This is a genomic window from Hydrogenophaga sp. PAMC20947 (genome assembly GCF_004795855.1).
In the GTDB taxonomy this organism is placed as follows: domain Bacteria; phylum Pseudomonadota; class Gammaproteobacteria; order Burkholderiales; family Burkholderiaceae_C; genus Hydrogenophaga.
Window position 1 is genome coordinate 1892289 of the sequence record NZ_CP039252.1, and the last position, 24352, is coordinate 1916640.

General features: G+C 61.6%; 22 protein-coding genes. 11 read left to right on the top strand and 11 right to left on the bottom strand.

The window, feature by feature from the left end; translation table 11 throughout:
* Positions 1-3 precede the first annotated feature (3 nt).
* Complete coding sequence (locus E5678_RS08450) at positions 4-2244, bottom strand: DUF1631 family protein (protein ID WP_136178107.1); 2241 nt, start codon at positions 2242-2244, stop codon at positions 4-6.
* 331 nt (positions 2245-2575) lie between these two features.
* On the opposite strand from E5678_RS08450, the gene E5678_RS08455 reads away from it, so the two are divergent.
* The 6 genes from E5678_RS08455 to E5678_RS08480 all read left to right on the top strand — a co-directional run bounded on the left by E5678_RS08455 (position 2576) and on the right by E5678_RS08480 (position 8132).
* Complete coding sequence (locus E5678_RS08455) at positions 2576-4459, top strand: DEAD/DEAH box helicase (RefSeq protein ID WP_136178108.1); 1884 nt, start codon at positions 2576-2578, stop codon at positions 4457-4459.
* Positions 4460-4584: 125 nt separating this feature from the next.
* Complete coding sequence (locus tag E5678_RS08460) at positions 4585-4851, top strand: hypothetical protein (RefSeq protein WP_136178109.1); 267 nt, start codon at positions 4585-4587, stop codon at positions 4849-4851.
* A gap of 193 nt (positions 4852-5044) precedes the next feature.
* Positions 5045-5323 carry a hypothetical protein gene (locus E5678_RS08465; RefSeq protein ID WP_136178110.1) on the top strand — a complete coding sequence of 93 codons (279 nt, stop codon included), beginning with the start codon at positions 5045-5047 and terminating at the stop codon, positions 5321-5323.
* Between the two features lie 212 nt (positions 5324-5535).
* On the top strand, positions 5536-6198 hold the full coding sequence (locus tag E5678_RS08470) for a response regulator transcription factor (RefSeq protein WP_136178111.1): 663 nt from the start codon (positions 5536-5538) through the stop codon (positions 6196-6198).
* Positions 6195-7589: a HAMP domain-containing sensor histidine kinase gene (locus E5678_RS08475; protein WP_136178112.1), complete on the top strand. Its 1395-nt coding sequence runs from the start codon at positions 6195-6197 to the stop codon at positions 7587-7589. The genes E5678_RS08470 and E5678_RS08475 overlap by 4 nt, the downstream gene beginning before the upstream one ends.
* 351 nt (positions 7590-7940) lie before the next feature.
* A complete protein-coding gene (locus E5678_RS08480; protein WP_136178113.1) occupies positions 7941-8132 on the top strand; it encodes a hypothetical protein in 192 nt (63 codons plus the stop codon).
* A gap of 60 nt (positions 8133-8192) precedes the next feature.
* Here E5678_RS08480 and E5678_RS08485 read toward each other — a convergent pair whose 3' ends face one another.
* From E5678_RS08485 to E5678_RS08510, 6 genes are all read right to left on the bottom strand, one after another.
* A complete protein-coding gene (locus tag E5678_RS08485; protein ID WP_136178114.1) occupies positions 8193-8438 on the bottom strand; it encodes a formate dehydrogenase subunit delta in 246 nt (81 codons plus the stop codon).
* 30 nt (positions 8439-8468) lie between these two features.
* The gene (gene fdhD / locus E5678_RS08490) at positions 8469-9299 is read right to left on the bottom strand and encodes a formate dehydrogenase accessory sulfurtransferase FdhD (protein ID WP_136178115.1); all 831 of its coding nucleotides are present in this window, start codon (positions 9297-9299) and stop codon (positions 8469-8471) included.
* Positions 9296-12196, bottom strand: coding sequence for a formate dehydrogenase subunit alpha (gene fdhF, locus E5678_RS08495; protein WP_136178116.1), 2901 nt, complete (start codon positions 12194-12196; stop codon positions 9296-9298). Before fdhF ends, fdhD begins: the two co-directional genes overlap by 4 nt.
* 11 nt (positions 12197-12207) lie before the next feature.
* Entirely contained in the window at positions 12208-13848 is a 1641-nt protein-coding gene (locus E5678_RS08500) for a formate dehydrogenase beta subunit (RefSeq protein ID WP_136178117.1), read from the bottom strand.
* Complete coding sequence (locus E5678_RS08505) at positions 13845-14303, bottom strand: formate dehydrogenase subunit gamma (protein ID WP_136178118.1); 459 nt, start codon at positions 14301-14303, stop codon at positions 13845-13847. The genes E5678_RS08500 and E5678_RS08505 overlap by 4 nt, the downstream gene beginning before the upstream one ends.
* 69 nt (positions 14304-14372) lie before the next feature.
* Complete coding sequence (locus E5678_RS08510; RefSeq protein ID WP_136178119.1) at positions 14373-16046, bottom strand: OFA family MFS transporter; 1674 nt, start codon at positions 16044-16046, stop codon at positions 14373-14375.
* 126 nt (positions 16047-16172) lie between these two features.
* On the opposite strand from E5678_RS08510, the gene E5678_RS08515 reads away from it, so the two are divergent.
* Positions 16173-17261 carry a substrate-binding domain-containing protein gene (locus tag E5678_RS08515; RefSeq protein ID WP_136178120.1) on the top strand — a complete coding sequence of 363 codons (1089 nt, stop codon included), beginning with the start codon at positions 16173-16175 and terminating at the stop codon, positions 17259-17261.
* Positions 17262-17293: 32 nt separating this feature from the next.
* A complete protein-coding gene (locus E5678_RS08520; RefSeq protein WP_247596951.1) occupies positions 17294-18346 on the top strand; it encodes an endonuclease/exonuclease/phosphatase family protein in 1053 nt (350 codons plus the stop codon).
* 134 nt (positions 18347-18480) lie between these two features.
* On the opposite strand, the gene E5678_RS08525 is transcribed toward E5678_RS08520, so the two are convergent.
* Both E5678_RS08525 and E5678_RS08530 read right to left on the bottom strand, forming a co-directional pair.
* The gene (locus tag E5678_RS08525; protein WP_136178122.1) at positions 18481-18864 is read right to left on the bottom strand and encodes a hypothetical protein; all 384 of its coding nucleotides are present in this window, start codon (positions 18862-18864) and stop codon (positions 18481-18483) included.
* Between the two features lie 209 nt (positions 18865-19073).
* Positions 19074-19607 (bottom strand): DUF4148 domain-containing protein, encoded by a 534-nt coding sequence (locus E5678_RS08530; protein ID WP_168708520.1) that lies wholly within the window; start codon positions 19605-19607, stop codon positions 19074-19076.
* A 434-nt stretch (positions 19608-20041) separates the two neighbouring features.
* On the opposite strand from E5678_RS08530, the gene E5678_RS08535 reads away from it, so the two are divergent.
* From E5678_RS08535 to E5678_RS08545, 3 genes are all read left to right on the top strand, one after another.
* The gene (locus tag E5678_RS08535) at positions 20042-20956 is read left to right on the top strand and encodes a hypothetical protein (RefSeq protein ID WP_247596952.1); all 915 of its coding nucleotides are present in this window, start codon (positions 20042-20044) and stop codon (positions 20954-20956) included.
* A gap of 71 nt (positions 20957-21027) precedes the next feature.
* Complete coding sequence (locus E5678_RS08540) at positions 21028-21603, top strand: sigma-70 family RNA polymerase sigma factor (protein WP_247596953.1); 576 nt, start codon at positions 21028-21030, stop codon at positions 21601-21603.
* Entirely contained in the window at positions 21600-22649 is a 1050-nt protein-coding gene (locus tag E5678_RS08545; RefSeq protein ID WP_136178123.1) for an ankyrin repeat domain-containing protein, read from the top strand. The genes E5678_RS08540 and E5678_RS08545 overlap by 4 nt, the downstream gene beginning before the upstream one ends.
* 58 nt (positions 22650-22707) lie before the next feature.
* Here E5678_RS08545 and E5678_RS08550 read toward each other — a convergent pair whose 3' ends face one another.
* On the bottom strand, positions 22708-23703 hold the full coding sequence (locus tag E5678_RS08550; RefSeq protein ID WP_136178124.1) for a D-glycerate dehydrogenase: 996 nt from the start codon (positions 23701-23703) through the stop codon (positions 22708-22710).
* A 121-nt stretch (positions 23704-23824) separates the two neighbouring features.
* Positions 23825-24172, bottom strand: coding sequence for an FKBP-type peptidyl-prolyl cis-trans isomerase (locus E5678_RS08555; protein WP_136178125.1), 348 nt, complete (start codon positions 24170-24172; stop codon positions 23825-23827).
* Positions 24173-24352: the final 180 nt, after the last annotated feature.

Here is a 24352-nt window from a genome sequence, read left to right on the forward strand (position 1 = left end):
CGGTCATCGAGCGCCACCTTCGCCGCTGTCGTTGCTGCGTTCTTCGTCTGGGTTGCCTTTGTCGTAGCCGTTGTCGCTCTGAGCGTTTCGCAGCGCTTGCTGGGCGACTGCGTCCAGCGCCCCCTCCACCACGCCGCCACGAGAGACGATCTGCAAAGCGTCGGTGCCAAGCAACCGATCCAGTGTCCGGCGCGTCATCGAGTGCGCCATGCCACTGGCCGAAATGAACATGTAGAGTCCGCCCCTCGGGCTGGTCCAGGTCAATTGCGCGCGCACCCATTCCCCTTGGGTTTTCAAGTTCACCCATGCACCCGCAGCCAGATCCAGCTCCCTCGGAGGCACGCCATCCAGCGATGCACGATCGGTATCGCCCGCCTCGCTGGCAAAGAAACCCGCATCGGCGGCTTCCTGGCCGGCCATCCAGAACGTGTCGCTGGCGGCAGCTGGCGCACGCGCTCCCCTTGGTTCAGCCTTGTCTTGCGAAACAGTGTCCTCGCCAGTGGCTGGCGCGTCGGTGGGACGCCCTTCGGATTCCACTGCCGGCTCGAGCGTTGGCGTATCAAAGGCCTTTTCGTGCAGGTTGACCAACGCGTCAAAAAACTGCCCTATGAGCTCTACGGGGTAATTGATCCGTTGCAAGCCCTGGCGCAATTGACTCAACAAACGGGGCACCAGACGGGCCAGGCGGTCCACATCGCGGCGTATCAACACGGCCTGCACGCTCCAGATGAGATCGTCGGCCACCCCCTCCAGCGAATCGTCTGCCCCGGCCGACTCGGCCAGCTGCGCCTCGGCGACGGCCTGAGACCAGGGACCGCACACAAAGCGCTGCACAAACTCGGGCACGGCTTTGTCGTGCATGCGTTGTTGAAAATCAGCCGAAAGCCGTTCGGCCAGCAACTGCCGCTGTTCGGCATGCATCAGGGCACGGGTGGCCTCGGCTCGCCGTTGGTTTTTTCGGGCGTCTTCTTCTTCCCAGTGGCGGCGCAAGCGTTTGAGCAACCGGGCATATTTTTCCTCGGTGGCGTCCACCATGTCGAGCGATTCGACCGCCGCCGCCATTGAAATCAAAAAGTCGTGAAACCCTTCGTCGCGATGACTGAGAAAGCCCAGACTCCGCTGGGTCATGCTTTCCAGCAACTGGCGTGCCGGATGTTGTCGATCGCTGAAAAAACGGGGCTCAGCTTGCGAGAGCCGGATCAACGAAGGCTCCAGCAGCCCGATTTGCTGGCGAATCGCTGGCAAGAGCCGTTGGTCGTGCGTGAGGTTTTCCAGCATGAGCCTGACGACCTCCTGGCCCAGCAATCGCCCCAGGTGGTGCCCTGTGACCACCGGCAGTTCGGCCACAGGGGGTTTGTCGTATGACTGCGGCGGCCGCTCACGCAAGCGCTTCATCAAGGTCTCGATCAGGTCCATGTCTTCAAGTACGGACAGCGACGCTGGCACGGTGTGCGTGTACGAAGGCCCACCCATGGTCTGCTCGTTCAGATCACCCGCGAGCAACTGGCGCAGGCGTCCCAGCGTCAGCATGGTGCGCCCGACAGTGCCTTGTTTTGCCTGATCAGCTTGCAGACCCTGCACCGGCGTCTCCAGGGGCTGCACGCCGTTGACCATCAGCCACTGAATCACCTCCCGGTAAACCTCGCGCAGACTTTCACCCAGCATGCTCGCCACAGGAACGACCAGCAACTTGCGTTGCTCGGGATCGGTCAGGTGCGCCGCCAACACAGCGCGCAGCGCCCTGGCGTAGGCTGCGGGTTTCAATGGGTTGAGTTCCGGCTGTACGGTCATCCAACCCATCAGGTTGCTGACCAGCGAATTCAGCCGGGGCAACAATTCCTCGGTTGCGCCGGCGAGGATCTGCTCCGCCAAGGAAAACTCGATGCTGGCTTCGATTTGCTGATCGTCCAGCAGGCGCAGATCGTCGAAGCGCACCGCCACGTGCACATCCACGTCACGTCCTTCGCCGTGGTAAAAAACTTGGCGCAACTCAGAGGCCCATGTTTTCTTGATGGCCTCAGGGTGATCCAGCCACCTCGCAACCTCCATCAGATCCACACCCTTCAGTTCATTGGGTGTGGGCACCACACTGTCTGGGTCAAGCACCAGCGCCAGGCGCTCCAGCAACTCGTCGATCATGGAATCTGCAATCGAGAGCGTGGCTTCCAGACAGTGCTGGAGCGTCGGGCGGTGCTTGCCCGGGTCATTGGCCACGCCGGATCGGATCAACTTGTAGGGGTCCATACAACTTAAGTATCGGTGAGCTGCGGGAAGGGCAAACCATGGGACATGGCGGCCAGGAACATGCCTCCATTATGGGAAATGCTGAAGGAATTGACCACGTCAAACATGACGCCGTTACCTGACAGGCTCTTCCGTGCGACAATACAGCCTCGTTGGGCACTTCAGTAGGTCCAACGCCAGCACAATGCTGGGGGTGTGCACCGGGACTCGGCCTGCCACCCACCTTGTGAATCCATCTGCCTCAGACTGACCGGTTGTCCTGTCTCCCCGTGAGTACAGTGACCGGAGTGGCCGATGCCCCCAGCGCCCTGGACGGGCGCCTCACCAAGCAATGAACTTCGAAGAATTGAATCTGGCTCCGGCCATTGTCCAAGCTGTGCGCGAGCACGGTTACGAAACCCCTACCCCTATCCAGGCCGAGGCGATTCCCGCCGTATTGGCGGGACGCGACCTGCTCGGTGGCGCCCAGACGGGTACTGGCAAAACGGCAGCGTTCACGCTGCCCATGCTGCACCGTTTGAGTACCGGCGAACGCGCCAAAAACAAATTCGGTGGCGTGGCCATCCGGGCTTTGGTGCTCACGCCAACCCGTGAACTCGCCGCCCAGGTGGAAGAGTCGGCACGCGTTTACGGTAAACACCTGTCCCTGACCTCCACCGTCATCTTCGGCGGCGTGGGCATGAACCCGCAAATCAACGCCATGAAGCGTGGCGTCGATATTCTGGTGGCCACACCTGGCCGCCTGCTCGACTTGCAGCAACAAGGGTTCCTTGACCTCTCCGGCGTGCAAATGCTGGTGCTGGACGAGGCCGACCGCATGCTCGACATGGGCTTCATCCACGACGTGAAGAAGATTCTCGCCCTGGTGCCCAAGGAAAAGCAGAGCCTGTTGTTTTCGGCCACCTTCAGCGATGAAATTCGCGATCTGGCCAACAACCTGCTGAAAGATCCGCTGAGCATCCAGGTGACCCCGCGCAACACCACCGTGCAGCGCATCTCCCAGGTGATCCACCCTGTGGGTCGCGGCAAGAAAAAAGCGCTGCTGGTGCACATCATCAACACGCACAACTGGAGCCAGGTGCTGGTGTTCACCCGCACCAAATTCGGCGCCAACAATGTGGCCGAATTCCTGACCAAAAACGGCATCCAGGCCATGGCGCTGCACGGCAACAAGAGCCAGGGCGCGCGCACGCAAGCGCTGGCAGGCTTCAAAAGCGGTGATATCCGCGCCTTGGTGGCCACCGACATTGCGGCCCGTGGCATCGACATTGACGAGTTGCCACACGTGGTCAACTACGAAATCCCCAACGTCTCGGAAGACTATGTGCACCGCATCGGCCGCACCGGTCGCGCGGGCAAGAGCGGTGAAGCTGTCAACCTCGTGAGCCTGGACGAAGAAGGCTTCATGATGGACATCGAGCGCTTCACCAAGCAACAAATTCCTGTGGAGATCTTCCAGGAATTCATGCCAGAACCCGGCGAACGGGCTGAGCCCATCGCCATGGGTCGGCAGACCATCTGGGGCGGTGCAGGAAAGCCCCCCAGCCGCGATGTGATGGCCGCTGCGGCCAAAGCTGCTCGCACCGAGATGCTGCAACGCGTTCGTGAAAAGAAGGCCAGCGACGGCGGTTCGCCTGCTCGTGGCAATGGTGGCGGTGGCGGTCAGCGCCAACGTTCTGCACCCCAAGGTGAAGGACAAGCCGAAGGCCGTGGCGAAGGTGGCGGCCGTGGCCGCAACGGTGGTGGCGGTGGTGGACGGAACGCGCAAGGCCCACGCCCACAACGCGACGGCCAGGGACAACCCCGCAACCGCGACAACTTCGGTGGCAATGGCGGCGGCAACGGCGGCGGTCAACCGCGCAACGCCGATCGCCCCAACCGTGGCCCGCGCGAAGACCGCGGTGATGGTGGTGAGGGTGGTGATCGCAGCGAGCGTCAACCAGGCCCGAACGCCCACCTGGGCAGCCTGCGCATCCGCGAACCCCGCAACACCGGCAGCGCACCAGGCGGTCAACCCGATCCATTGCGCACCAGCATTGATTCGTTGGGTAGCCGTGGTGGTCGTGGCGGCAATGGCGGCGGCAACCGCGGTGGCCGCGGTGGTCCCGGCGGACGCAGCGGTGGTGGTGGTGGTGGTGGTGGTGGTGGTGGTGGCAATGGCCCCAAAGGCGGCGGCGCCGATCCGTTGCGCACCAGCTATGGCCGTATCCGCTGAGCCCAGATTTTCGTTTGCCCTGTTGTCGCCAGGCGATTGCTAAGTGATTGCTAAGTCTTGATCGAAAGAATCCGTGTTGCTGCGAAGGCGATCGCCTTCCTGCATTCACCCAACAGGACATTCAAATGAACAAGATTGCTATCGCTCTGGTTTCCGCTTTCGCCGCTCTGGCCGCTCATGCAACGACGCCAGTCGCAGCGCCTGCAGCAGCAGCTGCAGCGCCTGCCGCTGTTGCAGCACCTGCTGCTGCAACCACGCCTGCTGCCGCTCCTGCTGCTGCAGCCAAGAAGGAAGAAGCCAAGTGCGACGTGAAGGTGGACAAGCATTGCAAGCCAATGGTCAAGCCAGTCGCTGCTGACGCGGCCAAGAAAGTTGAAGAGAAAAAGTCCTGATCAGACCGATTCAAGGCAAAAAAAGCGGACCTCGGTCCGCTTTTTTTTCGCCGCATCACAGTCGGCGTTCAACGTTCGCTGAACAATGCAGCGCATCAAATGTCGTTGTTAAGGGGTTGCTAAGTCGAGCTGCCCAAAATAAGAACTGTCACAGAGGCGCCGCCTCCGGACACCTCCCCTCCTAGGATCTGACATGAACAAACTCTTGATTGCACTGGTCTCCAGTTTCACCGTTCTGGCCGCCAACGCCACCACGCCAGCTCCAGCGGCGGCTGCCGCTGCCACCCCTGTTGCAGCAACAGCAACGGCCGCTCCCGCAACCACCACTGAAACCGCCACTGCACCAGCAGCCAAGAAAAAAATGGCAGCCAGCCACGACATGAAGAAAAAGAAGGTCGTCAAGCACCCTGCCAAGAAGGTTCTGGTCAAGAAGAAGGATGCTACTGCTGTGACCGAAGCCCCCAAAGGCTGATGGCAACAAGGCGATCCGGTCGACGGACATGCCGAAAGTGGCGTCCTGACCGATGAGCCCTGCCAAACAAAAAAGACAGCGGGACCACCACGCTGTCTTTTTTGTTTACTGGTCACACCCAGACATCCGGTTCAAAATGTCTTCGACACCTCTGGTTAGACAGCCGCAGATCAGGCTTGTCCGACCGCCTCAATCCTTGGTAAAGACACCTCATGAGACTGCTGCTTGCCGAAGACGATGCGATGCTGGGCACGGGTATGGAGAAGGCGCTGTCCCGCTCAGGCTTCATCGTCGACTGGGTCAAACAAGGCAGCCATGCCCGTACTGCAGTCAACGACCATGCCTACGACGTGATTCTGCTGGATCTGGGCCTGCCCGACACCTCAGGGCTGGATCTGTTGAAGTCCTGGCGCCAGCAAAAAGTCACCACGCCTGTGCTGATCGTCACCGCCCGCGACGCCGTGCAAGACCGTGTCGCCGGCCTGAATCTGGGTGCTGACGACTACCTCAGCAAGCCCTTTGATCTTGACGAGCTCATCGCCCGCATCCATGCGCTCGCTCGGCGCAACGCCGGACGCAGCCAGCCCTTGCTCCAGCTCGGGCGTCTCAAGATGGACCCGCTCAACCACAAAGCGCAGTTGGGCGAACGGGATCTCGCGCTGTCACCAAGCGAATTCAAGTTGCTGCAGGCCCTGATGGACAAACCCGGTGCGGTGCTGTCCATCGAACAGCTTGAAAACCGCCTCTATGGCTGGGAAGATGAAGTGGCCAGCAACGCGGTCGAGGTCCACCTCCACCATCTGCGCCGCAAGCTGGTTGAGCCCTGGATCCGCAACGTGCGCGGTGTGGGCTACAAAGTGGTAGAACCCGCTTGAACTCCATTCGATCCCGCCTGCTCATCTGGCAGATTTCAGCACTGTTGCTGGCGGCGGTGATCGCGGGTGCGCTGACATTCCTGCTGGCCCGGCGCGGTTTTGATCAGGTGCGCGATTACGGCCTGCAGCAAATAGCGCACTCGGTCCTGCGCCATGACGTCACGCCGATGCCAAGCCTGATCGGCGCGGAAGCCGCCACCACACCCCCCTCATCAGACAGCGAAACGCCCATCACGCCCCCAGTCGCCGCCGATACCGAAGAGGTCGATGCCGACCCCGATGAAGGCCAATTCGTGAGCCAGATCTGGAGCCCATCGGGCGAGCTGGTCTTTTCATCGCTGGACGACGACGGACCCACTCTGCAGCACGCAGGCTTTCACCAGACTCAGTGGCAGGAACAGACGTGGCGTACCTACACGGCGAAGGGCAATGGCCGGGTCGTGCAGGTCGCCGTGTCCATTCAAGACCGGGACAGCGCTTTCTACGAATTGCTCCCCGGCATGCTGGTGCCCATGGTTTTGCTGGTGGTGATGCTCACCCTGATGATCCATGAGGCGGTCAAACGCGCCTTGCGCCCGCTGGACAGTCTGCGACAACAGATTGGGCAGCGCGCTGTTTCTGAGCTCCATGCCCTGGACACCACCGACCTGCCGATTGAGGTCGCGCCTCTGGCACTCACGCTCAATCAATTGCTGACCCAGCTGGACCAACTGCTGGTCAGCCAGCGCCAGTTTCTGGCGGATGCAGCTCACGAGCTCAACACCCCGCTCGCGGCCATCAAACTGCAAGCGCAACTGGCCAGGCGTGCGCCCAGCGGCGAACGCGAGGCATCGCTCAACGAACTGGACGCCGGAATCGAGCGCGCCATCCATCTGGCCTCCCAATTGCTGGCCTTGGCGCGACTCGAACCCGACGAACGCACGCCCCAACACAGCGAAGTGAACTGGCACGAAATTGTTCGCGAGGTCGTGATCAGGCTCTCGCCTTTGGCCGAGGCACGACACGCCGATCTGGGCCTGCTGAGGTGTGAGCCCGCCGTGGTCATGGCCAATGGCCACGAGCTGCGCGCCATGCTGGACAACCTGATCGACAACGCCCTGCGATATTCGCCACCCGGAGCCAAAGTGGACGTTGACCTGGTCACCCATGGTGGTCAGGCCACGCTCACGGTCAGCGACAACGGGCCAGGCATCCCCAAAGATCAGCGCGAGCGCGTATTGCAGCGCTTCGTGCGCCTGCACCCCGGCGACACCACGGGCAGTGGGCTTGGCCTTTCCATCGTGAAGGGCATCATCGACGCATGCGGTGGGGCGCTTCAGCTCAAAAATACGCCAGAGGGTGGCATGACCGCGTGCATCACGTTGCCGCTCATCAAGTCGTCACACGGCTGAAACCGGCGCACTTGCCTCTTTCTGGGGCGGGGCACGGGCACCGCATCGATCACGACCGCCCAACGCCCTCCTTCGCCCGGCAACCGTCAACGTCGGCGCCGAATCCGTGCATGCTCGAAGCGCCCACCCAGGCCGCATGTTTGGCAAGCAGCGATTCAATGGAAGCCCGGTCCATCCAGAAATTGCCCCATGAACAAGTGCAGTCGACCCAATGCTCTTCTTTGCCAGAATCCAACTCAAACAAAGTTTTTCGCGGCATGCAGTTCATTCAGTGATCAATAAATCAATTCGTGAAAAACTGAGTTTCTCGCGGGGCACCGCCACCGGACCCACACACGCCTGGAGCTGTTCATGAACAAACTGCGCATCGCCCTCATCTCTGCGTTCACCGTGTTTGCAGCCAACGCAGCAACGCCAGCCGCCGCTGCACCTGCACCTGCTGCAAAGCCTATGGTGAAGAAAGCTGTTGAAGTTGCTCCTGCAGAAGAAGCCGCTGCAACGCCTGCAGAAAAGTCTTTGGCGAAGAATGCCGCCACCAAGTAACCCAAGCTTTCTCCAGGTGAAAACAGCGGGATTTGTTCCCGCTGTTTTCGTTTCTGACGTCTACTGGGAACGCGCTTCGACCAGTCCCCACTCGGATCGGTGTGCTCGAACTGCGTCAATCACGATCGGCGAGAGCCCATTCGCGCCATTGCCATCCAAATGGGCCAACAACTCGCGCCGCATGCGTGGCTCCCAGAATTTGTGAATGTGGTTGCTGATGCCCTCCAACGCCTCATTGCGGTCGCTGAAAGATTCGAAGAATTGGCCAATGCGGTTGGCCATGGAAACAAGGTTTTGAATATCCATTGGGAGCGTCTCTCTCTTGTGGGTACAGATTCAGGGTTGCAGCAAACCAAACCGTTGGGGATGGGTGTAGGCCACGCAATCGTCGCCGCGCACAAAGCCTGCCAGCGCCAGCCCACAGCGCTGAGCAAGTTCCACCGCCAAGGAGGTGGGGGCTGACACCGCCGCCAGCACACCAGCGCCTGACATCGCGGTCTTTTGCACCATCTCGAAGCTGGCACGGCTGGTGACCAGAACCCAGCCTTCGGTGCGGTCCAGCTGGGCCAGGGTCATGGCGCCAATCAATTTGTCGAGCGCATTGTGGCGTCCGATGTCTTCTCTCAGCACCACAATGTGACCGTCCAGATCGCACCAGGCCGCTGCATGGGCCGCGCCGGTGAGCTGCTGCAACACCTGCCACTCACGCAAGGCCCTTTGCCCATGCGCCAAGGCACCGGACCGCAGTTGCACGGCAGGGGCCATCGGCACCGATCGGCTCACCTGATCCAGGCTCTCGGTTCCACACAAGCCGCACCCGGTGCGACCCGTCAGATTGCGGCGGCGCTCTTTCAACCGCCACTCACAAGCCGCAGCCACTTCCAGCTGCAGGCTGATACCCCTTTGATCGCGCTCGATCTCGATTCCATACAACTCGCTGCGATCCGCCAGCAAGCCCTCCGTCAACCCAAAGCCCAGCGCAAAGTCTTCCAGGTGATCCGGGCTCGCCAGCATCACCGCATGGGAAATGCCGTTGAACACCAGTGCCACAGGCACTTCCTCGGCCACCCAGTCTGGCTTGACCGATGTCACACCACCACGCAACGCCGTGACGGTTTGTGTGCGCACGCCTGGGGGCATCACCACCTCCCTTTCGTAGGGTTTCATGAGCCCACCGCTTCACCCGCAGGCCTGGCCTTGGCCTGCTTGAGCAAAGCCATTTGCTGGCGGTCAAAAGCGGCGTACCCTTGCTGCCACTCCGATACCTGTGTTACCGGCACCACCTGCACCGCCGTCACCTTGTACTCCGGGCAATTGGTGGCCCAGTCTGAGCTGTCGGTAGTGATCACGTTGGCGCCACTTTCGGGAAAGTGAAAGGTCGTGTAGACCACGCCTGGCTGCATGCGCTCGCTGATCTGAGCACGCATGACCGTCTGGCCAGCCCGGCTGCTGATGCCCACCCAGTCACCCTCTTTGATGCCGCGGTCCAGCGCATCGTGCGGGTGGATCTCCAGCAGGTCTTCGTCGTGCCACTGGTTGTTGGGTGTGCGGCGGGTTTGTGCGCCCACGTTGTACTGACTCAGGATGCGTCCGGTGGTCAACAGCAGCGGAAAGCGGCGCGTGACCTTCTCATCGCTGGGGATGTACTGGGTGTTGAAAAACTTGCCCTTACCGCGCACAAACTGGTCCACGTGCATGGTGGATGTGCCGGCCTCTTCCGTGTCTTCATTGCATGGCCACTGCACGCTGCCCAGCCGGTCGATCTTCTCGAAGCTCACGCCCTGGAACGACGGCGTGAGCTCGGCGATCTCCTGCATGATCTCTTCGGGGTGGCCGTAGTGCATGGGGTAACCCAGTGCATTGGACAGCTTCATGGTCACTTCCCAGTCACCCAGACCCGCCAGTGGAGGCATCACCTGGCGCACCCGGCTGATGCGGCGCTCGGCGTTGGTAAACGTGCCGTCTTTCTCCAGAAAGCTGCTGCCCGGCAGCAGCACATGGGCGTATTTCGCCGTTTCGTTAAGGAAGATGTCCTGCACCACGATGCACTCCATCGCGGACAGCGCGGCCGATACATGTTGCGTGTTCGGGTCCGACTGCACGATGTCTTCACCTTGGCAGTACAGGCCGAGGAAGGTGCCACCCAGCGCTGCTTCAAACATATTCGGAATTCGCAGGCCCGGCTCGGGACTGATCTCCACACCCCAATGGGCCTCAAACTGCGAGCGCACCGTGGTGTCGCCGATATGGCGATAGCCGGGCAGCTCGTGCGGAAAGCTGCCCATGTCACAACTGCCCTGCACGTTGTTCTGACCGCGCAACGGGTTCACACCCACGCCTTCACGACCGACCATTCCACAAGCCATGGCCAGGTTGGCAATGCCGATCACCATGGTCGAACCTTGCGCATGCTCGGTCACGCCCAGGCCGTAATAAATGGCGGAGTTCGGGCCGCTGGCAAACAGGCGCGCTGCCTTGCGCACTTCGTCAGCAGGCACGCCGGTCACCGCCTCAAACGCCTCGGGCGAGTTTTCGGGGCGACTCACAAATCCACGCCACTCGTTGAAGCTCTTGGCATCACAGCGCTCGGCCACATAGGGTTCGTTGATCAGCCCTTCGGTGGCGACAACATGGGCCAATGCCGTGATCATGGCCACGTTGGTGCCCGGCTTCAACGCCAGGTGGTGCTCGGCGCGCACGTGCGGCGTTTCCACCAGCTCAATGCGGCGCGGATCGACCACGATAAGCCGCGCGCCTTCGCGCAAACGGCGCTTCATGCGCGAGGCAAACACCGGATGTGCGTCGGTGGGGTTGGCGCCAATCACCATGATCACATCAGCCTGCTCCACAGACTTGAAGGTCTGTGTGCCTGCGGAGGTGCCAAAGGTCTGGCCCATACCGTAGCCGGTGGGCGAATGGCAGACGCGGGCGCAGGTGTCCACGTTGTTGGTGCCAAAGGCGGCGCGAATGAGCTTCTGAACCAGGTACACCTCTTCGTTGGTGCAACGGCTCGACGTGATGCCGCCCACCGAATCTTTTCCGTGTTTCGCCTGGATGCGCTTGAACTCGCCGGCGGCGTAATTGATGGCTTCATCCCAGCTCACTTCGCGCCATGGATCGGTGATCTTGGCGCGAATCATGGGCTTGGTGATGCGGTCTTTGTGGGTGGCGTAGCCCCAGGCAAATCGTCCCTTGACGCAGGAATGCCCCTCGTTGGCCTTGCCGTCTTTCCACGGCACCATGCGCACCACGGTGTTGCCCTTCATCTCGGCCTTGAAGCCACAGCCCACGCCGCAATACGCGCAGGTGGTAATGGCGCTGTGCTCGGGTTGACCCAACTCGATGATGGATTTTTCTTGCAACGTCGCGGTGGGGCACGCTTCCACACAGGCCCCGCAGCTCACGCACTCACTGTCCATGAACGGCTGGTCTTGTCCTGGCGAAACGCGGCTCTCAAACCCGCGCCCGGAGATGGTCAGCGCGAAGGTGCCCTGCGTTTCTTCGCAAGCTCGCACGCAGCGGTTGCAGACGATGCACTTGCTGGCATCAAAGGTGAAATAGGGATTCGACTCGTCCTTTTTTGCATCGCAATGGTGTGCACCGGCCACGCCGTCCACCGACTGCCCGCCCACGCCGTAACGCACGTTGCGCAGACCGGTCACGCCGGCCATGTCCTGCAACTCGCAATTGCCGTTGGCGCTGCAGGTCAGACAATCCAGTGGGTGGTCCGAGATGTACAACTCCATCACGCCCTTGCGCAGCTTTTGCAGCTTGGGCGTTTGGGTGTGCACCACCATGCCCGACTCTGCGGGCGTGGTGCAGGAAGCGGGCGTGCCCTTGCGGCCATCGATTTCGACCAGACACAGGCGGCAGGAGCCGAAGGGCTCCAGGCTGTCGGTGGCGCAGAGTTTGGGCACATTGATGCCAGCATCTGCCGCAGCCCGCATCAACGAAGTGCCTTTGGGAACATGCACCTTGTTGCCATCGATCGTCAGCTCCACCGTCTCACTGGAGGTGCGCGCCGGTGTGCCGCGGTCAATTTCAATTTTGAAAGTTTTCAACATACCGTTCTCCTTCACGCGGCCTGGCGGTCGTCGCTGGTCAATCCAAAATCTTCCGGGTAGTGGTCGAGTGCGGACAGCACCGGCAGCGGCGTCATGCTGCCCATGGCACACAGGCTGCCACCGACCATGGTCTCGCACAGGTCGCGCAGCAAGACAACCTGCTCCCACTGTTGGCCCCCTCTGTCGCCTTTGGGCGCCCCTTTCCCCATGGGGGGTAATTCCCCTTGAGAACGGCCCGGCGTGGTCGCACGATTCGCTCCGCCCGTGATGCGGTCGATCACTTCCACGCCGCGCGTGGAGCCGATACGGCAAGGGGTGCATTTGCCGCAGCTCTCAATGGCACAGAACTCCATCGCGTAGCGAGCGAGCGAGGCCATGTCGGCGGTGTCGTCGTGCACCACGATACCGCCATGCCCCAGCACCGCGCCAATCGCGGCATAGGCCTCATAGTCCAGCGGCACATCCCATTGCGCCTCCGGCACATAAGCGCCCAGCGGTCCGCCCACCTGCACCGCCTTGATCGGGCGACCGCTGCGCGTGCCGCCTCCAAAACCATAAAGCAGTTCGCGCAGCGTGAGGCCAAATGCCTTTTCCACCAGACCGCCCTGCTTCACATTGCCCGCCAATTGGAACGGCAGCGTGCCGTGTGATCGGCCCATGCCGTAGTCGCGGTAAAACTGCGCGCCGCGCGCCAGAATCACCGGCACGCTGGCAAAGGTGATCACATTGTTGATCACCGTGGGCTGCCCAAACAGGCCCTCGATCGCAGGCAGCGGCGGCTTGGCGCGCACAATGCCACGCTTGCCCTCAAGGCTCTCCAACATCGCCGTTTCTTCGCCGCACACATACGACCCAGCCGCCTTGCGAACTTCAAGGTGGAACGCGTGCTCGCTGCCGAGCACACGGTCGCCCAGAAACCCGGCCGCAGTGGCGAGTTTTATGGCCCGCGTCATCGTTGCCACCGCGTGCGGATACTCGCTGCGGATGTAGATATAGCCTTGTGTGGCCCCGACTGTCATCGCTGCGATGGCCATGCCTTCGATCAGCATGTAGGGGTCACCCTCCATCGTCATGCGATCGGAATAGGTGCCCGAGTCGCCTTCATCGGCGTTGCAGACCACGTACTTCTGTCCGGCAGCAGTGCCCGCCACGGTTTTCCACTTGATACCCGCCGGAAACGCCGCACCACCTCGGCCGCGCAACCCCGAGTGGGTGACCTCGTGCAGCAGATCGGTTGACGACATCCCCACGGCCCGCTTCAGCCCTTGCCAGCCGTCATGGGTTTCATAATCGGCCAGACTCAACGGATCGGTGATGCCCATGCGGCGGAAAGTCAGGCGTTCTTGCAAGGCGAGAAAAGGAATTTGCTCGGTGATGCCTTGGCGCAAGGCGTGTGCACCACCGGTCAGCAGGCCCGCCTCCAGCAGGGGAGCCACATCGTCCGACGTGACCGGCCCGTAAGCGACGCGACCCAGGGCCGTGCTCACCTCTACCAGGGGTTCTAGCCAGAACAAACCCCGCGAGCCATTGCGCACCAGATCAATCGCCAGCCCACGCTTCGCGCATTCGCTGAGCAACGAAGCCACCACATCATCGGCCCCTGCGGCCAGTGAAGCAGAGTCGCAAGGCACAAACACCTTCACCGCACTCATGCCGCCACCTCCACCGCAGACAAGACCGCTGCCAGGCGCTCGGGAGTCACCCGCGCATACATGCGTTCGTTCACCTGCATGGCAGGCGACTGGGCACACAAGCCAAGGCAATACACCGGCTCCAGCGACACCGCACCGTCGGCCCGCGTTTCATGCGCCTTGATACCCAGGCGCTGCTCGACTTCCGCCATCAAACCGTCAGATCCACAAGCTTTGCAAGACTCGGCCTGACACACCTGCACCACGGTTCGACCAGGCGGTGTGCTGCGGAAATGGTGGTAATAACTGATCACACCGTGAACCTCAGCCCGTGACAGGTTGAAGCCTTTGGCAATGGGTTCAACCGCTTCGGGCGACACACAGCCATATGCAGCCTGAACCGCATGCAGCAAAGGCATCAGTCCACCCGCCTGGTTTCGGTGTTGTTGGATCAGGGTATCGAGCTGCTCTGGCATTCCATGGCTCCGGAAGTTAGAAAACGGATCGCACTGCGCATCGCTGCGGGATCCGAAGGTGAAAGCGGCTCAGCTAAAAAACTTGGCCGCGCTGAGCATGGTGCGGTAAACGCCCCATGCCAAAGGAATGCCCACGGCCGCCCACGCCAGGGCCACCGTCAGCGACTTTGTGGCGTGAAACGCCTCGTGACTCTTGCCCACTTCGCCAGCTTTGGCATTGTCGTGCGCCAGTCGCTTTTCTTGCGCCAGTTCGGCATCGGTCATGAAGTGTTTGTCGGCCACGGGGCGCACCAGCAGGTTGCAAATCAATCCAACCAACAACATGCCCACCAGGATGTACATGGTCTGGTTGTACACCTGCTCGCGGGGAATGCCCAGCCCCAGCTGGTATTCGCGCATGTAGTTCACCACCACCGGTCCGATGATGCCGGCCGTGGCCCAGGCCGTCAGCAGGCGGCCATGAATCGCGCCGACCATTTGAGTGCCAAACAAATCGGCCAGGTAAGCCGGTACGGTGGCGAACGAGCCGCCGTACATGCTCAAGATGATGCAGAAGGCGCCTACAAACATCAGCTTGTTGGCCGAACCGGCACTGGCCGGAATGCTGAAATACAAAATGCCGCCGAGCAAGAAAAACAGCGTGTAGGTCATCTTGCGACCGAGCTTGTCAGACAGGCTGGCCCAGAAGAATCGCCCCACAATATTGAACAGGCTGAGCAAGGCCGCAAATCCGGCTGCCACACCTGCAATCGCCGTGAGTTGCGTTTTGTCCAGCTCGCTGAACTTGCCTGCCACGCCGATCAGGCTGCCGCCAAATACCTCTTGCAACATCGGGCTGGCCATGCCGATCACACCGATACCGGCCGACACGTTCATCGTCAAGACCATCCACACCAGCCAGAACTGGGGAATGCCCCAGACTTTTTTCACGTGGACGTGGCCGTGGGTGATCATGGCGTTGCTGCCCTGCGCCACCGGTGGTGTCCAGCCTTTGGGTTTCCAGCCGCTGGCCGGAATGCGGTAGCCAAACGCGCCACACAGCATCGCAACGATGTAAATCGAACCCATCACCGCAAAGGTCTGCCACACGCCCACTTCGGTCGACGTGGAAAAAAACTTCATCAGTTCAGCGGCCAACGGTGAGCCGATCATGGCGCCACCACCAAAACCCATGATGGCCATGCCGGTCGCCATGCCGCGTTTGTCCGGGAACCACTTGATCAACGTGGACACCGGTGAGATGTACCCCAGGCCCAGACCGATGCCGCCGATGACGCCCGACCCCAGCACCATGATCCAGAACTGGTGCAGGTAGATTCCCAGTGCGGAAATCAACATGCCACCCCCCCAGCAAAAAGCCGCGAGTACACCGACCTTGCGGGGTCCCACTCGCTCCAACCAGCCACCCCAGACCGCTGCGGCCAGGCCGAGGAACACAAAAAACAGGGTGTACATCCAGCCCAAAGTGGCGATGGACCAATCGCAACTGGTGGTGAAAAGCTGACCGAAGAAGCCGACATCGGGCCCACATTTCAGGGCTTCCTTGATGCCCAGCGCTTTCGACAGCGGCAACCAGAACACCGAAAAGCCATAGGCCATACCAATGCACAAATGAATCGCCAAAGCAGCCGGCGGCACCAGCCAGCGGCTGAAACCCGGTGCGGCGATGATGCGTTCCTTGGACAGCAGCCCCTCTCCGCCATCCCCAACCAAGGCCCCAGTGGCCACTGCAGATGTCCCCATCGTTGTCTCCTCTTTGTGTTGTGATTCCATGAAAACCTCGTGCATCATCGTGGCCTCTCAAGCGGCGCGCAATATGAGCGAGAGGGCAGCACCCATAGGCGCTTCAGGTCATAAAGGGTTTTCCCGATGAAAAGAATTTCGATCAAGCCGGTGTGGACCATCCAGGGCGGAGACGCCGGCAACCTCTCACCTCGGCTAATTGAGTTGTTGACCGCCGTGCACACCGAAGGCAGCCTGTTGGCGGCCTGCCAGAAACTGGGCATGTCCTACCGGCATGCCTGGGATCTGGTGCGTGCCGGCGAAGCCCACTTCAACACCACGCTGCTGCACATGGAGCGCGGCAAAGGCTCTACGCTCTCGCCCTTGGCAGAAAAGCTGGTGTGGGCCGATTTGCGCATCATGGCGCGCCTGCAACCGATCCTGGACTCGCTGGCCTCCGAGCTCTCGCACGAAATCGCCAAGGTGGGCAGTCTCGGCGACAGCGCATTTCGCCTGCATGCCAGCTACGGCTTTTCCATCGAAAAGCTCATCGAACAGTTGCTGGAACAAGGCCAGCAAGTTGCGCGGCGCTATGCCTCAAGCACAGCCGCCGCCGCCGGGTTGCACGACGGCGCCTGTGAAGCCTGCGGCATCCATATCCCGTTCGGATCGCAACAGGCCCGTGCGCTGGAGCACTACGCACAATGGCTGAGTGCGCCCGACCTGATGCTGGTCGACATCTCTACCCGTCGCCAGGGGCTGATGGTTGCGCCAGGCAATCCGAAAAAAATCTACGACCTGAATGATTTGACGCGCGAAGACGTGCGTTTCATCAACCGGCCTGCCGATTCGGGCACCCGTTTTCTGCTGGAAGGCCTGTTGGGAGAGCGGCGCATCTCCGGGGCGGAGATCGCGGGCTTCGAGCAAAGCGAAGCCACCCACGCGTCTGTGGCCGCCTTCGTGGCCAGCGGCCTGGCCGATGCCGGTTTTGGGCTGGAGCGCCCGGCACGCTACTTTCAGCTTGACTTCATTCCCATGGTCAACGAGCGCTACTTCCTGATCTGCCACGAAGCCACCCTCCAACACCCGGTGATGCAAAAGACCCTGTCCATCCTGGCCGATCCCGACTTCAAGTCATCGGTCAACGCCCTGCCCGGCTACGACTCCACCCACTCCGGTCAGATCACGCCATTGAAGGAGGCGTTTGCCGAGAACGCGTTCACGCCAGCAGCCTGAATTCGGCATTTCCGATCAAAGGCATGCGGCTCATGACCTACGATGGCAACATGGATAATCCCAACACCGACGAAAGACCCATCGCCTATTCCACCTTGACCGTTGCCACCTGCAACGTGCTCAACCTGGCCTTGCCGGGCCGCGACTTCTATCCCGGACAAGCGCCCTACAGCAACAGCGAATACGAGCGCAAGGTGGACTGGCTCGGCGAGCGCATCAAAACACTCAATGCCGATGTGCTCACAGTGCAAGAGGTTTGGGACGAAGCCGCATTGCAGGAAGCCGTGAAACGCAGCGGCCTGCGCTACAAATTCATCGGCGTGCCAGGCGCAGAAAATGGTCCCGGTCAGCAGGGAGCCCAAGGCACACCCCGCGTGGGCCTGATCACCCGCCTGGCGGTTGAGTCCGTCGATTCACTGGTGGACTTTCCGCCACAAGCCGTGGTCGACGTGCCCGGCATGGGCCCCTATTCCCGCTTTGAGCGCCCGCCGCTGCACGCCACCTTGCGCCTGAAAAATGGGCCCTGCCTCCATGTCATCACGGCGCACTTCAAATCCAAACGACCCAAGCTCCTGAGCGATGAGCAAGGCAACACCATTGAAGACCGCGACGACCCGACCGTTCAAGCCTTGGGCAGCCTGCGCTCTCTCATCATGCGCGGCGCCGAAGCACTGGCGGTTCGCTTGAGGGTGGTTGAAGTCCTGCATCGCACGCGAGAACCTTTGGTCATGATGGGCGACCTCAACGACAGCCCCTACAGCGTCACAACCCAGCTGGTGGCCAACACCTCACAAGTGGCGTATGACCGCGGTGCCTACGACAGCGCCCTGTTCAGCGCCTGGGATGTTCAAGGCGAATCGGCCCTGCGCCGCGATGTCGCCTTTTCACACATCCACCAAGGCTACCCCGAGGTGCTCGACCAGATTCTGGTCAGCGAAGAATTCACCGCGAAAAGCCGCCATGCCATCGGCGAGGTGCTGCGGGTGCAGGTGTTCAACGATCACCTCTTTGAAGGGCGCAGCCGCGCCAAAAGCGACCACGGTTTTGTGCGCGCTTTGATCCGCTGGGAACAGCAAAATACCTAGGGGTGGTGTTCAGCGCGGCAACGGATCTGTAAAAGAATGCACCGAGGCTGTGTGGTGGAGAGCCCGGTCCAGCAGACCGCTCCGATTCAACCGAGCCCGGGAGGACAACCGTGTCCCTACGGACCCACGGAACTTTAGGCTCTCACAAACAGCGTGACCAGCGGCTGATCGCCCACTTGCCTGCTCCAGTGTCCATGGATCTGGGCGTCGAAGGTGGCGCCATCCGGCAAGGTGTCGGTCGAATAGAAATGCTGGCCGGGTCCGAAGCTGCGGATGCTGCCATCTTGCAAGCCGATGTCCATCTGGCCCTGCAGCACAAACAACCACTGAGGGAGGACTGAACAATGAAATTCAGACCGGAAGCCCACCGGACTCTCTCGCAACTGCAGGCCACCGCTGGCCATCAGCACCGAGAGACGCGCTGCGGGTGTGCCTTCGTTGAGCGCCAGTGGCTCTTCACGAAAACGCGCGCGACCATCGGTGTCGGTGAACAAAATGATTTTGGAGAAAGTGCTCATGTGGAACCCCCTGAATGAAAAGCGGTTTGTACCAGAGCACCAAGCAAACAGCGGAATCCTCTGGCTCGTTGGCGTCACTTAAAGACAACTGAGCGATTCGAAATGCCAAAGGCAGTGCACAAAAAAAGCCGGCTGCGTATGCACGCTGCCGGCTTGAAATTGCGCCCGAAGGCGCCCTTGGAGAGGTGAGACTGTACAGGACGCTGCGATCAGTTGGCCGAAGGCGCCTGGTAACGGCCGGAAACTTGCGCGTTGGCAGGATTCTGTGCCACAGCGTTGTCGGGGGCAAAGCGCGCTGGGTAGGCCTGGGCAAGGGTCTTGCCGGTTTCACCGTTGATCACGATGTCGCCTGTGCGCTGGGCCAGGGCCAGTTCGGCCTTGACTTCAGCGCGGGTTTTGGTGGACAGCGTTGCAGGGAATTTGGCGGGGTTCAATTCGGCCACGGTCTGACCGGATTCGCCGTTGGCGATCACATTACCAGCTTCTTGGGCAGCGGCGAGTTCGGCTTTCACCTGGGCGCGGCTCAGACCTTCGGTGGTGTAAGCAGCGGGGTACAGGTTGGGGGACACGTCTTTGGCCAAGGCACCGCTCTCGCTGTTGGCGATCACGTTGCCGGTGCGCTGGGCAGCGGCGAGTTCGGCTTTCACCTGAGCACGGGTCAGGCCACTGTCAGCGGCAAATGCGGAGCCCGAAGCCACAGCGGCGACGGCGAGAACGATGGCGGAGAATTTTGCGGAGTTCATGGTGTGTGTCCTTTCGAGACGGAAATACAAAGGTTTGAATGACTGGCTGATGGATCGTGCCGGCCACCCGGCCGGTTGTCTTTTCACTGCGATTTCGCTTCTTTTCGATTTGTTTCGAAAGCGTTGTTTGCTGCGATGAGTGAACTTTAAAACGATCATCCATCGGGAAAAACCCTTGGTTTAGAGACTCTGCATTGCTGAATACGAAACAATCAAATGCAAGAGACTATTTTTCCTCAATATATTGAGTAGGCCATTCGCTTCTACTTTGTTCCGCTTCGAAGCCTCGGGCTGGGCCACCCCAACCGCGCTTCACCCCGCCTCGGCACGGCCCGTTCAGTTACGTTTCATTGCAATTTCAAGACGCGGGTTTAACCCCGATCGCCACTCCCCTGCGTTTCAGTGGATTCATCAACCCTTTCTGGAGCGCACCCATGAATCGCCTTCCCTTTGGCCCCTTGCCGATGTCACGCCAGCTGGTGCTGTTTGTCATTGCCTCGCTGGCTTTGCTCGGCCCCCTGCCCGCGCAAGCCTTGGGGCGGCTGACCGATGTCGAAGTCATTGATCGCGACAGCGGCGAGGTTTTGCCCGTGATTCGCCACAAGGGGGACTATTGGATTGCCGGCCGTCCGGGGGCGCGCTACGCCGTGTCCCTCCAGAACCGGCAACATGCGCGGGTTCTGAGCGTCGTCTCGGTTGATGGCGTCAATGTGATCTCTGGCGCGACCGCCGCGTTGCACCAGACTGGCTATGTACTCGCACCACGCCAGGCCTACCGCATCACAGGCTGGCGCAAGAGCGATCAGGAAGTGGCTTCATTTCACTTCACTGTGGCGCCGGCTTCGTATGCAGAACGCACCGGACGCCCCGATCACCTGGGCGTGATCGGTGTGGCCCTCTTTCGGGAAAAGGAAGTCCCCCCACCCATGAGCGTCACCCCAACGTTCCCGTCGTGGCGCCAGACGCCTCAGTTCCGGGGCAATGGTCATGCCAACGCGGAGCGCGCGGCCGAGGCCGAACCGGCATCCCCGAAGCGCCAGCGCAGCGAAGCACCAGAATCATTGGCCAAGACGGGCAACAGTGAAAATGCGGACCAAGCCGCTGACCGACAGAGCGCGCCCATGCCAGCCTTGCGCCTGGGAACAGGCCATGGAGAGCGGGAACACGACAGCGTTTCGCACACCGCGTTCGAGCGCCACAGCGATCGCCCCGACGAGATCGTGCGCATTCGATACGACAGCCACGACAATTTGGTAGCCATGGGCATCATTCCGGCGATGCCCATCCCGACCCGGTCCCAGCCCTTTCCAGATTCCAGCCCTCAGCGCTATGTGCCCGACCCGTCTTGAACCCTGGCGCATGTCCCGCGCCAGGGCACACCCAAGGCAAGCCAGCCACCCGTCCGCTCATAATCCAGCGCATGCATGTGCACAGCGAAACCAGCGACGGCGACCTGATGCGGGCCTACGCCGCAGGCGACACACTGGCCTTCGAAGCCCTCTACGACCGCCACGCCCTGCCCCTGTGGCGCTTCTTGCAACGCCAGCTCCAGAACCCGGCTCTGTCCGATGACCTGGCCCAGGACGTGTGGTTCAGCGTGGTGCGTCAGGCGGCGGGTTATCAAGAACTGGCCCGATTTCGCACTTGGTTGTTCACGCTGGCCCACCACCGCCTGGTTGACCACTGGCGGCGCCACAAGCCCTTGGCGAGTCTGGACGCACACACCGAAGACGGAGCAGCATTGGCCGACACCTTGGCTGCCGAGTCGGGCTTTGGTCCAGAGCGGCGCCTCGACTCACGGGAGCAGGCTCAGGCCTTGCTCGATGCACTGGCCTGCCTGCCCGAGCTTCAACGCACGGCTTTTTTGTTGCAGGCCGAAGGCGGGTTCAGTGTGGCCGACATCGCCAAAGCCACGGGCGTGACGCTTGAAACCGCCAGGAGCCGGCTGCGCTACGCCCGCGCCCGCCTGCGCGAAACCCTGGAGGCCTTTGCATGAACTCCCCCACCCAGCCCCCAAAATATCAGCGTCCAAACGACCCGTTGTTGCAGCGCTACCAGGAAGCCAATGGGCACGACCACGCGCGCCCCAGCCCGGCATCGCGGAAACGGGTGCTGGCGCACGCCCGCACCATGGTGCAGCAACACAACATCCCTGAAGCCGCATCACGGCCAGCAGCGGCCAATGATGGCGCCTGGAAGCTGCGGGCCTTCGGCAGCCTCGCCGTGCTGGGTTTGGTGGGGTTGCTTGTGCTGCAGTTCGATCGCGGCACGCCTGAAGAACAGGCCACCGCCTGGGGCCCTTCGAGCCCGCGATTGGCCCAGCCATCGGACGATGGTCGATCCAAGCCAGCCATGGACGCAGCGCCTGCCCTTTCGCCCGACAAACCAATCGCTTCAGCTCCACACCCAGACGAGAACGGCCAGCCCAGCCGGCTGAGCGACACCCCGGCAGAACGCCTGGCTGAGCCGCAGGCTGCACCTTCACCGACACCTGCCCCGCCAACCCCTTCGAGCCCGCGCGCAGCAGCCCCCCTCTCGCACCTTGAAGCGAGCCCCGCACAAGCCGAGAGCGCCGACAGACAAGACAGCGATGGCGCCGCTGCGCCGCCCTCGGATCCAGCCCAGCCGGGGCGCAGTCTGGATGCGTCAGAAGCGCCTGCCCTGAACCCGACGCCCCCCTTTCCCTCGCCAGCAAAAGCAAAAGCGGAAAGCACGCGTCCACCTGTGGATCAACGTCTGAAACAGCGCTCAACCTTGCAAGCGCAAAGCCCGGGCTCAAGCACCGTCCTGCACACGGCTGCGATGGAAGCCGATGCCGAGGCGGTCACCCGCGCTCTGGCGCAGGGCTGGTTTGTGGATGTGCCCGACAGCGCAGGCCGCACCGCACTCATGCTGGCGGCCGAAGGCACATCGAAGGCCGTCCTCGAGCAATTGCTGACAGCCGGCGCCAGTCGACAGGCCCGCGATCAACAGGGGTTGAATGCAGAAGACCACGCGCGCCTGGCTGGTCGCCTCGACTGGCTTGTTTTGCTGCAGCCTTGAACGCCCGCACTCAAGCAACGCCTTCCCGCCGCCCCTCTCGCCCCAATCGCGCCGGAAATCAGCCGCCGGCCAGTTGGCCAGCGTTCACGGGGGTCAAGGCTTCGCCACGGGCAAAGAAGGCGATCAGGTTGTCCGCAGCAAGATCAGCCATGGCGCGGCGCGTTTTCAGGGTGGCGCTGGCGATGTGGGGCGTGAGCACCACGTTGGGCACCGTGAGCAAATCGGGATGCACACCGGGCTCACCCTCAAACACATCCAGCCCGGCCGCAGCGATGCGCCGCTCGCGCAAAGCGCTGGCCAGAGCCCCATCGTCCACAATGCCGCCGCGGGCGATGTTGATGAGTGTCGCCGAGGGCTTCATGCAGGCCAGCTCTGCGGCCCCGATCGCGTGGTGCGACTCGGCGCTGTAGGGCAGCACCAGCATCAGGTGGTCGGCTTGCGCCAACAACTCGGCCTTGCTCACATAGCGCGCGCGCAGGTCGGCCTCGGTTTGCGGATCAAGGCGTGATCGGTTGTGGTAAATCACCGGCATGCCAAAGCCCAGCGCAGCTCGGCGTGCGATCGCCTGCCCGATGCGGCCCATGCCCAGGATGCCCAAGGTTGAGCCATGCACCTCTGCGCCCGCAAACATGTCCAGTGCCCAGCGATTCCAAAGGCCATCGCGCAGAAACCGCTCGCTTTCCGCCATGCGGCGGGCCGTGGCCATCAACAGGGCAAAGCCAAAATCCGCGGTGGTTTCGGTGAGCACGTCGGGCGTGTTGGTGGCGAGCACTCCAGCCGCAGACATCGCGGCCACGTCAAAATTGTTGTAGCCGACAGCGATGTTGGCCACAATCCGAAGCTGAGGACAGCCAGCCAACAGCGCGGCGTCGATGCGCTCGCTGCCGGTGGTCATCATGCCCGCCTTGCCCTGCAGCCGCTCCACCAGCTCCGCCGGCGTGAACGGTGCATCAAGATCATTGGTTTCGACCTCAAAGTGCTCGCGCAGGCGCTCCACCACTTCCGGGAAGACCGCTCGCGCGATCAAAATGGCAGGACGTTGGCTTATATTCATATAAATGCTTTCAGGGGGCGCCCTAAGCCAGGAATCACCGCTGCACAGACCTTGGCACCGGCTTCACCAGAGCCATGGTGTGGTCCTTCCGGGGAAAGGACACGCAGCAGTGCCGAGAGTTTCAGACCGCCAGCAGATCGACTTCGAACAGCAAAGTGGCGTTGGGAGGAATCACACCACCGGCTCCGCGGGCACCATAGCCCAACGCGGCGGGAATCACCAGACGGCGCGTACCACCCACGGCCATGCCCTGCACGCCCTCGTCCCAGCCCTTGATGACCTGGCCCGCTCCGAGGGAGAATTCGAACGGCTGGCCGCGGTCTTTGCTGGAATCAAACTTGGCTCCCTGCACACCCTCGTTGAAGAGCCAGCCTGTGTAGTGCACCTGCACCGGGCCGCCGGCCTTGGCCACTTCGCCATTGCCAACCACGGTGTCTTCGTATTGCAGGCCGCTGGGGTTCGTGTTCATGATGTGTCCTTCGTTCAGTAGTGAAAACAGCCCCGATTATTCCAGCCCTTGACCAGAGCCTGCAGACCCGCGGCGAAAACCCTGCGTTACACGCCCGGCCACACATCTTTACGCAGCGTTTTCAAACAAGAACCCTGACGTTCACAAGCCCGGGCTTTAATGACCTCACCGAAACAACAC

Bases quoted from the DNA above. Each gene is read 5' to 3' on its own strand.
- E5678_RS08540 (WP_247596953.1), top strand. From the start codon at position 21,028: ATGCATGTGCACAGCGAAACCAGCGACGGCGACCTGATGCGGGCCTAC.
- E5678_RS08555 (WP_136178125.1), bottom strand. From the start codon at position 24,172: ATGAACACGAACCCCAGCGGCCTGCAATACGAAGACACCGTGGTTGGC.
- E5678_RS08460 (WP_136178109.1), top strand. From the start codon at position 4,585: ATGAACAAGATTGCTATCGCTCTGGTTTCCGCTTTCGCCGCTCTGGCC.
- E5678_RS08485 (WP_136178114.1), bottom strand. From the start codon at position 8,438: ATGGATATTCAAAACCTTGTTTCCATGGCCAACCGCATTGGCCAATTC.
- E5678_RS08525 (WP_136178122.1), bottom strand. From the start codon at position 18,864: ATGAGCACTTTCTCCAAAATCATTTTGTTCACCGACACCGATGGTCGC.
- E5678_RS08545 (WP_136178123.1), top strand. From the start codon at position 21,600: ATGAACTCCCCCACCCAGCCCCCAAAATATCAGCGTCCAAACGACCCG.
- E5678_RS08515 (WP_136178120.1), top strand. From the start codon at position 16,173: ATGAAAAGAATTTCGATCAAGCCGGTGTGGACCATCCAGGGCGGAGAC.
- E5678_RS08520 (WP_247596951.1), top strand. From the start codon at position 17,294: ATGACCTACGATGGCAACATGGATAATCCCAACACCGACGAAAGACCC.
- fdhD (WP_136178115.1), bottom strand. From the start codon at position 9,299: ATGAAACCCTACGAAAGGGAGGTGGTGATGCCCCCAGGCGTGCGCACA.
- E5678_RS08505 (WP_136178118.1), bottom strand. From the start codon at position 14,303: ATGCCAGAGCAGCTCGATACCCTGATCCAACAACACCGAAACCAGGCG.
- E5678_RS08500 (WP_136178117.1), bottom strand. From the start codon at position 13,848: ATGAGTGCGGTGAAGGTGTTTGTGCCTTGCGACTCTGCTTCACTGGCC.
- E5678_RS08455 (WP_136178108.1), top strand. From the start codon at position 2,576: ATGAACTTCGAAGAATTGAATCTGGCTCCGGCCATTGTCCAAGCTGTG.
- E5678_RS08510 (WP_136178119.1), bottom strand. From the start codon at position 16,046: ATGGGGACATCTGCAGTGGCCACTGGGGCCTTGGTTGGGGATGGCGGA.
- E5678_RS08470 (WP_136178111.1), top strand. From the start codon at position 5,536: ATGAGACTGCTGCTTGCCGAAGACGATGCGATGCTGGGCACGGGTATG.
- E5678_RS08535 (WP_247596952.1), top strand. From the start codon at position 20,042: ATGAATCGCCTTCCCTTTGGCCCCTTGCCGATGTCACGCCAGCTGGTG.
- E5678_RS08480 (WP_136178113.1), top strand. From the start codon at position 7,941: ATGAACAAACTGCGCATCGCCCTCATCTCTGCGTTCACCGTGTTTGCA.
- fdhF (WP_136178116.1), bottom strand. From the start codon at position 12,196: ATGTTGAAAACTTTCAAAATTGAAATTGACCGCGGCACACCGGCGCGC.
- E5678_RS08530 (WP_168708520.1), bottom strand. From the start codon at position 19,607: ATGAACTCCGCAAAATTCTCCGCCATCGTTCTCGCCGTCGCCGCTGTG.
- E5678_RS08465 (WP_136178110.1), top strand. From the start codon at position 5,045: ATGAACAAACTCTTGATTGCACTGGTCTCCAGTTTCACCGTTCTGGCC.
- E5678_RS08550 (WP_136178124.1), bottom strand. From the start codon at position 23,703: ATGAATATAAGCCAACGTCCTGCCATTTTGATCGCGCGAGCGGTCTTC.
- E5678_RS08450 (WP_136178107.1), bottom strand. From the start codon at position 2,244: ATGGACCCCTACAAGTTGATCCGATCCGGCGTGGCCAATGACCCGGGC.